This window comes from Streptomyces sp. NPDC034085, assembly GCF_055575555.1.
Map to the genome: position 1 here is coordinate 348,806 of NZ_JBVISL010000004.1, position 12,445 is coordinate 361,250.

Annotated in this window: 11 protein-coding genes; 6 read left to right on the forward strand and 5 right to left on the reverse strand. The window is 75.4% G+C overall.

What is annotated here, in order from left to right:
• The first annotated feature begins 72 nt into the window (after positions 1-72).
• The 4 genes from ACZ501_RS16395 (at position 73) to ACZ501_RS16410 (ending at position 3,703) form a co-directional block, all read left to right on the forward strand.
• Positions 73-1,050, forward strand: coding sequence for a Zn-ribbon domain-containing OB-fold protein (locus ACZ501_RS16395; protein WP_468796041.1), 978 nt, complete (start codon positions 73-75; stop codon positions 1,048-1,050).
• Positions 1,050-2,117 (forward strand): thiolase domain-containing protein, encoded by a 1,068-nt coding sequence (locus ACZ501_RS16400; RefSeq protein ID WP_468796044.1) that lies wholly within the window; start codon positions 1,050-1,052, stop codon positions 2,115-2,117. The genes ACZ501_RS16395 and ACZ501_RS16400 overlap by 1 nt, the downstream gene beginning before the upstream one ends.
• On the forward strand, positions 2,114-3,298 hold the full coding sequence (locus ACZ501_RS16405) for a thiolase domain-containing protein (RefSeq protein ID WP_468796047.1): 1,185 nt from the start codon (positions 2,114-2,116) through the stop codon (positions 3,296-3,298). The genes ACZ501_RS16400 and ACZ501_RS16405 overlap by 4 nt, the downstream gene beginning before the upstream one ends.
• Before the next feature lie 165 nt (positions 3,299-3,463).
• The gene (locus ACZ501_RS16410; RefSeq protein WP_361608318.1) at positions 3,464-3,703 is read left to right on the forward strand and encodes a DUF397 domain-containing protein; all 240 of its coding nucleotides are present in this window, start codon (positions 3,464-3,466) and stop codon (positions 3,701-3,703) included.
• Between the two features lie 15 nt (positions 3,704-3,718).
• On the opposite strand, the gene ACZ501_RS16415 is transcribed toward ACZ501_RS16410, so the two are convergent.
• Positions 3,719-4,258, reverse strand: a complete 540-nt coding sequence (locus ACZ501_RS16415; protein ID WP_468796050.1) for a hypothetical protein — start codon at positions 4,256-4,258, stop codon at positions 3,719-3,721.
• A 455-nt stretch (positions 4,259-4,713) separates the two neighbouring features.
• Between ACZ501_RS16415 and ACZ501_RS16420 the strand changes: the two genes are divergently transcribed.
• Both ACZ501_RS16420 and ACZ501_RS16425 read left to right on the forward strand, forming a co-directional pair.
• On the forward strand, positions 4,714-7,389 hold the full coding sequence (locus tag ACZ501_RS16420; protein ID WP_468796053.1) for an ATP-binding protein: 2,676 nt from the start codon (positions 4,714-4,716) through the stop codon (positions 7,387-7,389).
• A 34-nt stretch (positions 7,390-7,423) separates the two neighbouring features.
• On the forward strand, positions 7,424-8,248 hold the full coding sequence (locus tag ACZ501_RS16425) for a maleylpyruvate isomerase family mycothiol-dependent enzyme (RefSeq protein WP_468796056.1): 825 nt from the start codon (positions 7,424-7,426) through the stop codon (positions 8,246-8,248).
• Between the two features lie 27 nt (positions 8,249-8,275).
• Here ACZ501_RS16425 and ACZ501_RS16430 read toward each other — a convergent pair whose 3' ends face one another.
• Genes ACZ501_RS16430 through ACZ501_RS16445 form a run of 4 tightly spaced genes read right to left on the reverse strand, consistent with a single transcriptional unit; the run spans position 8,276 to position 12,040 of the window.
• Positions 8,276-9,694, reverse strand: coding sequence for an FAD-dependent oxidoreductase (locus ACZ501_RS16430; RefSeq protein WP_468796059.1), 1,419 nt, complete (start codon positions 9,692-9,694; stop codon positions 8,276-8,278).
• Complete coding sequence (locus ACZ501_RS16435) at positions 9,691-10,881, reverse strand: MAB_1171c family putative transporter (protein WP_468796062.1); 1,191 nt, start codon at positions 10,879-10,881, stop codon at positions 9,691-9,693. Before ACZ501_RS16435 ends, ACZ501_RS16430 begins: the two co-directional genes overlap by 4 nt.
• A 2-nt stretch (positions 10,882-10,883) precedes the next feature.
• Positions 10,884-11,414, reverse strand: coding sequence for a toxin-antitoxin system, toxin component (locus ACZ501_RS16440; RefSeq protein ID WP_362464908.1), 531 nt, complete (start codon positions 11,412-11,414; stop codon positions 10,884-10,886).
• A 14-nt stretch (positions 11,415-11,428) separates the two neighbouring features.
• Positions 11,429-12,040, reverse strand: a complete 612-nt coding sequence (locus ACZ501_RS16445) for a hypothetical protein (protein WP_361611477.1) — start codon at positions 12,038-12,040, stop codon at positions 11,429-11,431.
• Positions 12,041-12,445: the final 405 nt, after the last annotated feature.

Here is a 12,445-nt window from a genome sequence, read left to right on the forward strand (position 1 = left end):
CGCTCCGGCGTCCCGGCCCGCCCGCAGGCCCGGTCCAACCGCCCCCCTCGATCGAGAATCGGAGAGTCATCCATGACAGCCGCGTCCCCGCCCGAGGTGCTGCGAGCGCCCCTCGTCGTCGAGTTCCCCTTCACCCGCTCCCTCGGCCCCGTCCAGAGCGCCTTCCTCACCGGTCTCCGCGAGGGCGTCGTACTCGGCGTCAAAACCTCCGACGGCCGCGTGATGGTGCCGCCCGCCGAGTACGACCCCGTCACCGCCGAGGAGATCCGCGAGCTCGTCGAGGTCGCCCCCACCGGCACCGTCACCACCTGGGCCTGGAACGGGGAGCCCCGCCCCCAGCAGCCCCTCGGCACCCCCTTCGCCTGGGTGCTCGTCAGGCTCGACGGTGCCGACACCGCCCTGCTGCACGCCCTCGACGCCCCGGGCCCCGACGCCGTCCGCACCGGGATGCGGGTACGCGTCCGGTGGGCCGCCGAACGCACCGGGGCCATCACCGACATCGCCTGCTTCGAGCCCCACGAGGACGACGGCGGCCACGACGGCCCGGCCGCAGCCCGCGCCACCCCCCACGACGGCCGCTTCACCGACCCCGTCACCGGCATCGTCGCCGAGGCCCGCCTCGACTACACCTACAGCCCCGGCCGCGCGCAGACCGCCTACATCAACGCGCTCTCCGAGCGGCGCACCGTCGGCGAGCGCTGCCCCTCCTGCCACAAGGTGTACGTCCCCCCGCGCGGCGCGTGCCCCACCTGCGGCGTGGCCACCACCGACCGGGTCGAGGTCGGCCCGGCCGGGACCGTGACCACCTTCTGCATCGTCAACATCAAGGCGCGCAACCTCGACATCGAAGTCCCGTACGTCTACGCCCACATCGCCCTCGACGGCGCCGGCCTCGCCCTCCACGGCCGGATCGGCGGCATCCCGTACGACCAGGTGCGCATGGGCCTGCGCGTCGAACCGGTGTGGACCGACGGCGGCCGCTACCCCGACCACTACCGCCCCACCGGCGAGCCGGACGCGGACTACGACGCGTACAAGGAGCTCCTCTGATGCCCAGGACCCACCGGTACGCGCGCGAGGTGGCCGTCGTCGCCTTCGCCCAGAGCGACCACCTGCGCCGCACCGACGAGCTCAGCGAAGTCGAGATGGTGATGCCCGTCCTGCACCGGGTGCTGGCCGCCACCGGCCTCAGGCCGGGCGAGATCGGCTTCACCTGCTCCGGCTCCAGCGACTACCTGGCCGGCCGGGCCTTCTCCTTCACCATGACCCTCGACGGGGTCGGCGCCTGGCCGCCGATCTCCGAGTCGCACGTGGAGATGGACGGCGCCTGGGCGCTCTACGAGGCCTGGGTCAAGATCCAGACCGGCGAGGCCGACACCGCGCTCGTCTACGCGTACGGGAAGTCCTCGCCCGGGTCCGTCCGGGACGTGCTGACGCGCCAGCTCGACCCGTACTACCTCGCCCCCCTGTGGCCGGACGCGGTGGCCCTGGCCGCCCTCCAGGCACAGGCGCTGATCGACGCGGGCGAGACCGACGAGAGCGCGCTCGCGGCCATCGGCGCCCGCAGCCGGGCCGCAGCCGAGGGCAACCCGCACGCCCAGCTCAGCGGCTCCGTCCCGCAGGGCGGCTACCAGGTCCGGCCCCTGCGCACGGGCGACTGCCCGCCCATCGGGGACGGCGTGGCCGCCGTGGTCCTGGCCGCGGGCGACGTGGCGCGGCGCCTGTGCGGACGGCCCGCCTGGATCACCGGCATCGACCACCGCATCGAGGCGCACGGCCTCGGCCTGCGCGACCTGACCGACTCCCCGTCCACCCGGACCGCCGCCGAGCACGCCGGGGTGTTCGAGGCACCCGTCGACACGGCGGAACTGCACGCGCCGTTCTCCTCCCAGGAGGTCGTGCTGCGCAAGGCGCTCGCACTCGGCGACGCGGTGGCCGTCAACCCCTCCGGCGGGGCCCTGGCCGCCAACCCGATGATGGCCGCCGGCCTGATCCGGATCGGCGAGGCGGCCGCCCGGATCCACCGCGGCGCGTCCGACCGGGCCGTCGCGCACGCCACCTCCGGCCCCTGCCTCCAGCAGAACCTGGTCGCCGTCCTGGAAGGGGACCCCGCATGAGCACACCGGGCGCACCGGGCAAGGAGCCCGTGGCCGTCGTCGGAATCGGGCAGACCAAGCACGTCGCCGCCCGGCACGACGTCTCCCTCGCCGGCCTGGTCCGCGAGGCGGCCACCCGCGCCCTCGCCGACGCCGAGCTGACCTGGGCCGACGTCGACGCGGTCGTCATCGGCAAGGCCCCCGACTTCTTCGAGGGCGTGATGATGCCGGAGCTCTACCTGGCGGACGCCCTCGGCGCGGTCGGCAAACCGATGCTCCGCGTCCACACGGCCGGGTCCGTCGGCGGGTCCACCGCCCTGGTCGCCGCCAACCTGGTCGCGGCCCGCGTCCACCGCACCGTCCTGACCCTCGCCTTCGAGAAGCAGTCCGAGTCCAACGCCATGTGGGGGCTCTCGCTGCCCGTCCCCTTCCAGCAGCCGCTGCTGGCGGGCGCGGGCGGCTTCTTCGCCCCCCACGTGCGCGCCTACATGCGGCGCACCGGCGCGCCCGACACGGTCGGCTCGCTCGTCGCGTACAAGGACCGGCGCAACGCGCTGAAGAACCCGTACGCGCACCTGCACGAGCACGACATCACCCTGGAGAAGGTCCAGGCCTCGCCCATGCTCTGGGACCCGATCCGCTACTCCGAGACCTGCCCGTCCTCCGACGGCGCCTGCGCGATGGTCCTCACCGACCGTGCGGGCGCGGCCCGTGCGCCGAAGCCGCCCGCCTGGGTGCACGGCGGGGCGATGCGCAGCGAGCCGACCCTCTTCGCGGGCAAGGACTTCGTCTCCCCGCAGGCCGGCAAGGACTGCGCGGCCGACGTCTACCGGCAGGCCGGGATCACCGACCCCCGCCGGGAGATCGACGCGGTCGAGATGTACGTGCCGTTCTCCTGGTACGAGCCGATGTGGCTGGAGAACCTGGGCTTCGCGCAGGAGGGCGAGGGCTGGAAGCTCACCGAGGCGGGGGTCACCGAACTGGACGGCGACCTCCCGGTGAACCCCTCCGGCGGGGTGCTGTCCACCAACCCGATCGGCGCGTCGGGCATGATCCGCTTCGCGGAGGCGGCCCTCCAGGTCCGCGGGCAGGCGGGGGAGCACCAGGTCCCGGGAGCCAGGCGGGCACTGGGGCACGCGTACGGCGGGGGAGCGCAGTTCTTCGCGATGTGGCTGGTGGGGGCAGAGCCGCCGCGTTCCTGAACCGGCGCGGTGCGCCGGGACCGGTGGCGGGTGACCCGCCGTGCCCTGTGCGGCACCCGCCGCGATGGCTACCCTGGCCCCCGGACAAGCGCGGCCGCGCGGGAGCGGGGCGGAGCTCGACCGAGGGCATGGACGACGACGTACCGTACCGGGAGGAGCACGCACGTGGCCGAGAGCACGACTTCGCAGCCGTACGCCGGCTGGGGCAGGCCCGAACTCGACCTCAGCCGGGCCGACTGGCAGCCGGGCAGCCGGGGGGTGGGCGACGTCCAGATCGCCTTCGTGGAAGGGTTCATCGCGATGCGCCGCGGCGAACGCCCCGACGGCCCCCCGCTGGTCTTCGCGCCGCACGAGTGGCGCAAGTTCGTCGTGGGGGCGCGGGGCGGGCGCTTCGACCTGACCTGAGCCGCCCCCTCCGGATCACGCCGGGCGGGCGGTCAGCCGCAGGGAGACCTGGAGCTCGTGCTCGCCGGACACCGTACCGAGGTGTTCCCCGGCGAAGGCGTCCTCCAGCACGGCGCGGACCTGCCGTACGGGGTCCGCGGCGCCGTCCAGCTCGGCGGTCACGGGCGAGGCGGGCCGGGCCTGGGGGTGCGTGCCGGGCGCGCGGCGGCGTACGTCCACCGTCGCCGACCAGATGCCCGGAGCCGCCGCGGGCCCCGCGTTCCACACGGGCGTCGGCCGGGTCATCCCGGGGAACGCCTCGGCCAGGACCCCCAGCACGGCGTCGGCGCCCGCACTGTCGCAGTGACTGACCAGTACGTTCACCTCGGCCTCGGCCTGGCGCTGCTCCTGCGCGCGCGCCGCGTCCACCCGCGCGGGATCGGCCGCCGCGCCGGAGCCCGTCCCGGTGCGCGAGGGCGCGCCCGGCGGGCGGCCGTGCTCGTCCAGCATGGCTCCCGCGTCCGGGAGCAGCGCGCCGCGCCGCTCCGGGGCGTCGTGCCCGCGGTTCGTGTTCATCGTTCGCCTCCGGGTCGGGGTACGGCCCCGCGCGGAGCCCGAGGCCGACCGTGGACCGGCACGTGTGGGTGCCTCACCTGGCGGCTATCCGTGCACGGCCGTGCCAAACCCGTCACGGCGGGCCGATCCCTCGCGGCGGCGCACTACCGCCGCGTCGACGGCCGGCCCCTGCCCGCGCCACCCCCCGGCACCGCCCGACCGCCCGCGACGTCCGCGGGTCGCCGCCCGCTCCTCGCCATCACGCGCCGTCCCGGACATGCGTGCAGGCCGCCCTGCCCGCGCCCGCCGTGCCGCTGCCCGTGGCCACCGCGGGCGTCGCCGTCGTCGCCGCCCTGGTCGCGCGTCTCGGAGGCGACGGCCCGCAGCAGAAGATCGGATTCTTTCCCGATAGTGGGATCCCCCGGGATGTGCGCGGGCGTACGCTGATCCCCCGAGCCGGCCTGGGGGGTACAGCCATGACGGAACGCCGGACCCGCACACGGCGCGCGCTCTTCGAACGCGAAGCCGAACTCCTCGCCGTCGACGACGCGTTGGACCGGCTCGCCGGATCCGGCCCCGACAGCGGCGGCGGCCTGCTCGCGCTCTCGGGCCCGGCCGGCCTCGGCAAGACCACCCTGCTCGCCGAAGTCCGCCGCCGCGCCCTCGCCCGCTCCTGCACCCTGCTCGCCGCACGCGGCGGCGAGCAGGAGCAGACCCAGCCGTTCCACGTCGCCCGCCAGCTCCTCCAGCCCCAGCTGGCCGGCCGCCCCGAAGCCGAACTGCGCGCCGCGCTCGGCGGCTGGTACGCCATCGCCGGCCCCGCGCTGGGCCTGTGCGCCCCCGCCCAGGGCGCCCCGCCCGACCCGCAGGGCCTGCGGGACGGGCTCGACTGGGTCCTCACCCACCTCACCGTCCAGCGCGCCCCCGTCGTGCTCGTCCTCGACGACGCCCACTGGGCCGACCCAGAATCCCTCGGCTGGCTCGCCGGCTTCGCCCCGCGCGCCGAACACCTCCCCCTGCTCCTCGTCACCGCCTACCGCCCCGACGAGCTCCCCGCGCACGCCGAGGCCTTCCGCACGCTGCCCGGACGGGCCGGACAGCGCCCGCTCAGCCTCGCCCCGCTGAGCGCGGACGCCGTCACCACCCTGGTCCGCGAAGCCGTCGGGGAGCACGCCGAGGACGCCTTCTGCCGCGAGGCCTGGGCCGTCACCACCGGCAACCCCTTCGAGGCCGTTGAACTCACCGCCAAGGTCCGCGCCGAGGGCCTCGACCCCGTCGAGGCCAGCGCCCCGCTGCTGCGCGACCTCGCCGCCGCCCAGCGCGGCAGCGGGCTCGTCGCCCGGCTGCACAGCCTCGGCCCCTCCACCGTCCGCTTCGCCTGGGCCTGCGCCGTCCTCGGCACCGCCATCCCCCGCCGGATCGCCGCCCGGGTCGCGGTGCTCGGCGCGGAGGAGGCCGCCGACGCCACCGTCCGGCTCCGCGACGCCCGCATCCTGTCGGCCCCGCCGGCCGAGGCCGGAGCCGGCGAAGAGGACGACGCCGGGCTGGAGTTCGTCCACCCGCTCATCGCCACCGCCATATACCGCGCCATCCCCGACGCCCTGCGCGTCGCCCTGCACGGCAAGGCCGCGGCCGCCGTCGTGGACGCCGGGCTCGGCTCCTCCGCCGCCGCCCGGCACCTGCTGGAGACCCAGCCGGAGAACGACCCCTGGGTGGTGCGCACCCTGCGCGAGGCCGCCGCCGAGAACCTCCGCGCCGGCGCCCCCGAAGCCGCCCGCCGCCAGCTCGCCCGCGCCCTCGAAGAACCGCCGGACTTCGGCGAACGCGCCGCCGTCCTCTACGAACTGGGCTGCGCCTCCCTGCTCACCGAGCCCGCCACCACCGTCAACCACCTGCGCGCCGCCCTCGCCGAACCCTCCGACGACCCCGTGCTGCGCCAGGGCATCGTCATCCGGCTCGCCCAGGTCCTCGCCCACAGCGACCACCTCGCCGCCGCCTCCGAGCTGCTCGGCCGCGAGATCCCGCGCACCCCCGACGCCCGCGCCCGGCTGCGCCTGCAGGCCGAGCAGTTCATGTGGGACGCCTTCAACGCCGCCGAACCGGACTCCCCGGCGCGCTCCCGCCGCCTGGCCCGCCTCGCCGACCGACTCGTCGGCCGCGATCTCACCGAGCGCTACGTCATCGGCCTGCGCGCCTGGGACGCCTGCCTGCGCGGAGAGCCCCTCGACGTGGCCCTCCGCCACGCGGACCGGGTCCTGCGCGAGCCCTTCGGCTGGGCCCACGAGGACCGCGGCTTCGAGGTGCCGGTGCTCGCCGCGATGGTCCACATGTACGCCGACCGGCCCGGACGCGCCGAGGAGCTCTTCGAGGAGGGCACCGCCGAGTTCGAGCGCCAGGGCTGGCACGGCGCCCACCTGTCCTTCGCGTACAGCCTGCGCGCCTACCTCCGCTACCGGCGCGGACGGCTCGCCGAGGCCGAGGAACTGGCCCGGGACGGACTGCGCCTCGCCGAGCGCGTGGGCCGCCGTACGCCCGTGCACTGGTACGCCATCGCCATCCTCCTGACCACGCTGATCGCCCGGGGCCGGGTGGAGGAGGCCTGGCGGCTGGCGCGGGAACACGAGTACGGGGAACCCTTCCCCGCCGCCGTGGTCTTCCCCGACTCGCAGACCGTGTACGCCGAACTGCTCCTGGCCGGCGGCGACCGGAAGGCGGCCGCCGCCGAACTCGAGGCCGTCGGACGGCGGCTGACCCCGCGCGGCATCCAGAACCCGTCCTGGTGCCCCTGGCGGCTGCTCCTGGCCCGGGCCGTCGCCCCCGAGGACCCCGCCCGGGCCCGGGCCCTGGCGGCCGAGGCCCTGCGCCGGGCCCGCGTCTTCGGCGCGCCCTCCGCCGTCGGCCAGGCCCTGCGCGTCACGGCGGAGGTGGCCGCCCCCGAGGACCGGGCGGACCTGCTGCGCGAGGCGGTGGCCCTGCTGGAGGACTCCCCGGCCACCTACGAACTGGCCCGTGCCCTGGCCGCGCTGGGCACCGAACTCCAGGACCCGGGCCTCCTCGACCGCGCCCGCCTCACCGGCCGCGCGTGCGGCGCGGACGCCCTGGAGGCGAGCACGGCCCGGGCGCTGGAGGCGTTCGCCCAGCGCGCAAGCTGAGTCCCCGGGGCCGCGACCGGGCAGGGTGGGTCCCATGGACCACCACACCAGACTCGACGTCTTCGAGAACGAGGCGGCGGCCTTCGCCGAAGCCGTCCGGCGCGCCGCCGACGGCGGCCGCGAGGCGCCGCCCGTGCCCTCCTGCCCCGGCTGGTCGGTCGCCGACCTCGTCGGACACCTCGGCAGCGTCCAGCGCTACGTCACCCACCACCTGCGGGAACGGCTCACCGCACCCTGCGACCCCACCGACCCGCAGCTCTACGCCCTGCCCGCCGACCCGGCCGTACGGGCGGCCTGGCCGAGGCCGGACCGGACCCCGCACCGCGGGCCCGTACCGCAGGAGCTGTTCGACTGGTCGCAGGCCGCCGCCCGGGACCTGGCGTCCGTCCTGCGCGAACTGGGCCCGGACGCGCCGGTGTGGACCTGGTCGGCGCAGGAGGAACACACCAGCGGCTTCTGGCTGCGGATGCAGACCATCGAACAGGCCGTCCACCGCTGGGACGCGCAGGCGGCGCTGGGGGACCCCGCCCCCTTCGACCCCGATTTCGCCGCGGACGCCGTCGCCCAGACCTTTGAGGTCATGGCCCCCGCCCGGCGCGGCTGGAAGCAGGCCCCGCCCGGCACGGGGGAGCGCTACCGCTTCCGCCGCACCGACGGACCCGGCACCTGGACGGTGGAGTTCGACGGCGACCGGGTCGGCCTCGCACCGCAGGACACGGCCCCGGTGGACGTCGAAGCCGCCGGCACGGCCGGCGACCTGATGCTGTTCCTCTGGCAGCGGCTCCCCGCCGGCCGCCTGCACGTCACCGGTGACGCCGCACGGCTCGACCACTGGTTCACCCTCGTACCCCCGGTCTGAGCGGTGTCCTGCGCCGGAGGAGACGGCTCAGCCCCGCTGCGCCGCGACCGCGGCCAGCTCCGCCGGCGCGAGCGGCGGCCCGGTCAGCTGCGGCCGGCGCGGCCCCAGCAGGGCCGCCAGCAGCACCGGCGGGGTGAACAGCCGGCTGGCGGGACGCTCCAGGGTCATCACGTCCGTCACCGCCCGGGTCACCCGGCCGTTGCCGGTGCTCGTGCGCATCAGCCGCCGCACGTAGGCCGCGGCGACCCGCTCGGCCGGCGTCGGGCCGCTCTCCGTGGCGCCGGGGTAGAAGACGTCGTTCCCCGTGGACAGCGCCCACGCGGCGGCCACCGGCCCGGCGACGGCCTTCTGGGCGCGGGCGGCGAGCCGCCCGTCGGACCAGCCGTACCGGACGACGGTGTCCCGCAGGGCGAGCGCGCTCTGCGCGGCCACCGACATGCCGTGCCCGTAGACCGGGTTGTAGGCGGCGACCGCGTCGCCGAGCACCAGGAAGCGCCCGGGCAGCGCGGCCTTCTCGTAGTGGTGCCTGCGGTTGACGGTCGTACGGGTGAGCACCACGTCCGTCAGCGGCTCCGCCCCGGCGATCAGCTCGCTCACGATCGGGTGCCGCAGCGCGCGGGCGAACTCCTCGAAGTCCCCCGCGTCCGCGGTGGGTTCGCCGCCCCGCGTCCCCGACAGGGTGACCAGCCAGCGGTCGCCCTCGATCGGGACCAGGGTCGCGGACCGCCCGGGGCCGGTCTCGCGCGGGTCGGCCTGGACGTTCACGATGACGGGGAAGGTGCTCCCGAGGTCCTTCGGGGCCCGGAAGATCCGGCTGGCGTAGACGAGGCCGGGGTCGACCGTCCGTACGGCGGGCTCGGCCACGCCCAGCTCGCGCAGCCATCGCGGCGTGCGGGAGGCCCGCCCGGAGGCGTCCACCACCAGGTCCGCGTCCAGCACCCGCTCCGCGCCGTCCTCCCCGCGCACCCGGACGCCCGTGACGCACCGGGCGTCGCCCGCCGGGCCGAGCACCTCGGTGCGGTCGGCGACGGTGACGCCGGGCAGCGCCGCCACGGCCCGGCGGACGTGCCAGTCGAGCAGGTCGCGGCTGGCGAGGAGCACGTAGTGGGACTCCTTCTCCCACCGGCGGAACCAGCCCTCGGGGGAGAAGCCGACCATGTTCGTGGGCAGCGAGATCCGGTGGGCCCCGTCGTCCCGCAGCGCTGCGATGGTGCCCGGTACCAGGGCGTCGACGGCCGCGGCCCCGCCGGACCACAGCAGGTGCGCGTGGTGGGCCTGCGGCAGCCCCTTGCGGGAGAGCGGCCCCTGCGGCAGCGCGTCCCGCTCGACGACCACGACCTCCCCCGCCCCGGCGCGGACGAGCGCGGCCGCCGTGAGCATGCCGGCCAGGCTGCCCCCGATGACGACCGCGACGGGCCGGCCGGGGGACGGTGCTGAACTGCTCATGAAGTCACGCTCTCTGGGTGGTCTGACGGCCCGGACCGGGCGCGGAGGGAGAGGACGGCAGGGGACCGGCGCAGGGCCTTGGCCACCGCCACGAGGTCCGGCGCCGCCGCCGGGCCCGCCACCGGCCCGTCCCCTGCCCCGGCCTCGACGCCGTCGCGCAGGGCCGCGACCGCCGCCACCACGGCCACCGCCTCGGCGGTCGCCGCCGCCCGCTTGGGCGCCTCGCCGCGGGCCAGGGCCTCGGCGAGCGCCCGCTCGCGGACCCCGGGGTCCGTGTACGGCTGGAGCCGCAGCAGCCCGTCGCTGATCTGGGTCCTGCGCTGGACCAGGCGCCGGCTGATGGGGGACCGCCGGGGGAGCCGCACCGAACCGGTGTCCAGACCGGCCAGTTCCCGTACGAACGGGCCGAGGCACCGGTAGTGGTAGTAGTCGGTGCAGAGCCCCTGGAGCGCCTGGCCGGCGTGGGGCAGGATGAAGCCCACGGCGATGAACAGGGCGCACACGGAGGCGATGGGCGGGGCCACGTACGTGCTGAGCCAGTCCAGGTCGTGGCCGCCCCAGCGGGCGAACACCGCCGTCAGCTTCACGCTGTCGTAGCAGAGGTTCAGGACGAACCCGATGACCAGGAGCACGAGTCCGGAGCGCAGCCAGCCCGTCACCTCCCGCAGCCAGGCCCAGGTGACCGCCGCGGTGATCGCGCAGGCGATGGTGTGGGCCCCGAGGTAGAGCATGATGTGCTCGCGCATCCACGGCGTGTTGGCGTAGTACGTGTCCAGGTCCCGCAGCCGCTCGACCGGTACGTCGGCGAACGCGAAGGTGGTCCACAGGCCCGCCACGACCGCCGCGTAGGCGATGCCGATCGTCCAGTTGGTCCGGCGCACCCGCCGGGGATCGCCCCCGCGCCAGTGGATGATCATGATCAGGCAGGAGGCGCAGAACATCGTGAGCAGTGTGTAGACCAGCGGCGCCGCGAAGTTGCTGATGCCGGTGGAACTGTTCAGCAGCGCCAGGGTCTTCGGCCGGCCGAAGTAGAAGACGGCCGAGGCCAGCAGGAGCAGGCCGCCGACGGACCGCACGTTCGGGTCGATCCGCCAGAACCTCATCATGACCGGGAGACGGATCGCGAAAGCGAGGGTGAGGATCGCCGCCGGTATGAGGTACGGGATGTAGTACTTGTCCGAGGTCACCGTCAGCCGATCGGTCCGCGGTAGCCCAGGGCGTTGCCTATCCGCCCGGCGACGTCGTTCCTGCGGACGGCCCCCGGGGCGTCGCCGCCCACCAGCCACGCCCGGCACCGGTCCCCGAGCATCAGGCCGAAGCTCTCCGCCTCGATCTCCTGGGCGTCCTCGTAGTGCGAGCGCGCGGCGACACTGGCGTACGTCAGGTCCGACGCGTCGGGCAGGGCCCGGGCGGCATCGGCCGCCCCGCGCCCGTGGCCGGTGCAGTGGCCGGCCTTCATGTGCCACAGCTCGTGCCCCAGGATGACCAGTTGGTGGTCCGGGGTCGTGTACTTCTCCACCACGACGATGTCGTATTCCTCCATGTTCAGCCACAGGCCCGAGGTGGTCAGCTCGGAAGGGAAGCGCTCGAAGCGCAGCACGATCGGGCGGCCGCCGCGGGTGCGGCTCATGGCGTCGCACAGGGCCCGGAAGAGGGTCTGCGGCTCGACCGGCGCCTCGAGGTCGAGGGAGGAGGTCAGCGCCGTGCACAGCTTGCGCATCGAACGGGACAGGTTCACCGGGCCACCTCGGTGGAGAGCATTCCGCTGATCATGCCCAGGAGCAGCGTCTCCTGCGTACGGCTGAGGGCCCTTCCCCGGGTGGAGATGGAAACCAGCCCGTACTGGTTCGTGAGGTCGGCCATCAGGTCGCCCGATCCGTAGCTGAGGGACTCGACCGCGGGCCACAGGGCCCTGCTCACCGCCTGCGCGGGCGTGTCCGTCAGGAAGGTGATGTCCCGGCCGAAGAAGGCCGCGAACTCCTGGCAGTGCCGCAGGTGCGGAGGTTTCCCGCCCGACACCAGATCGCCGACCCACCGGGGGTCCGCGCCGATCGCCGCCGCGATCTCCGCGACAGAGTACGGCTGTCCGTGGGTGTCGCGCGAGCCGGCGTACAGGAACGCCGCACGGGCGCGGACCGTCTCCCCGGTCTCCTCGGACGCGGGCCCGGCGGACTGCTCGCCCCGCAGCAGCGCCGCCGTCACCTCCACGGGGACGCCGGTCCGCTCGGAGAGCGACTCCGGGTCGAGGATCTCGTCCACGTCCAGTTGCCTCTCCGCGGCGAGCGCCCGGATCCGGGCGAGCGTCGTGGCGAGGGAAAGCGGCGGACCGCCAACGGGGACAGTCATCTGTCTGTGCTCCCATACGTCCGAAGGGCAGATCCGTCTGCACTCCCGGGACGACGGTAGGCCCCCCCGGGCAACAAGATCCCCAGCGCCGAACGGATCGTTGTCGAATCGAAAACGATCGATGACCGGACGCGGGGACGCACAGCAAGATACAGCCAGCGCGGCGGCCCGTGGCGGGAAAGGGTGCATGCCCGCAGCTCATCGGGGCGACCTGCCCGGCCGGTAAGGAGTACGCCGGGCATCCGCCCCATACCCGCAGGTCCGGGCACCCGCCGTCCGCGCCCCACCGCCCCGCACCCGCCCGCCCCGTCCCCCGCCGCCGCGCCCGCGCACCCGGCCGGGCGCCGCCCGGCACCGGGGAGCCCCCGGCGCCGGAAAACCCGCGCGGCCACGTACCATGGCCGC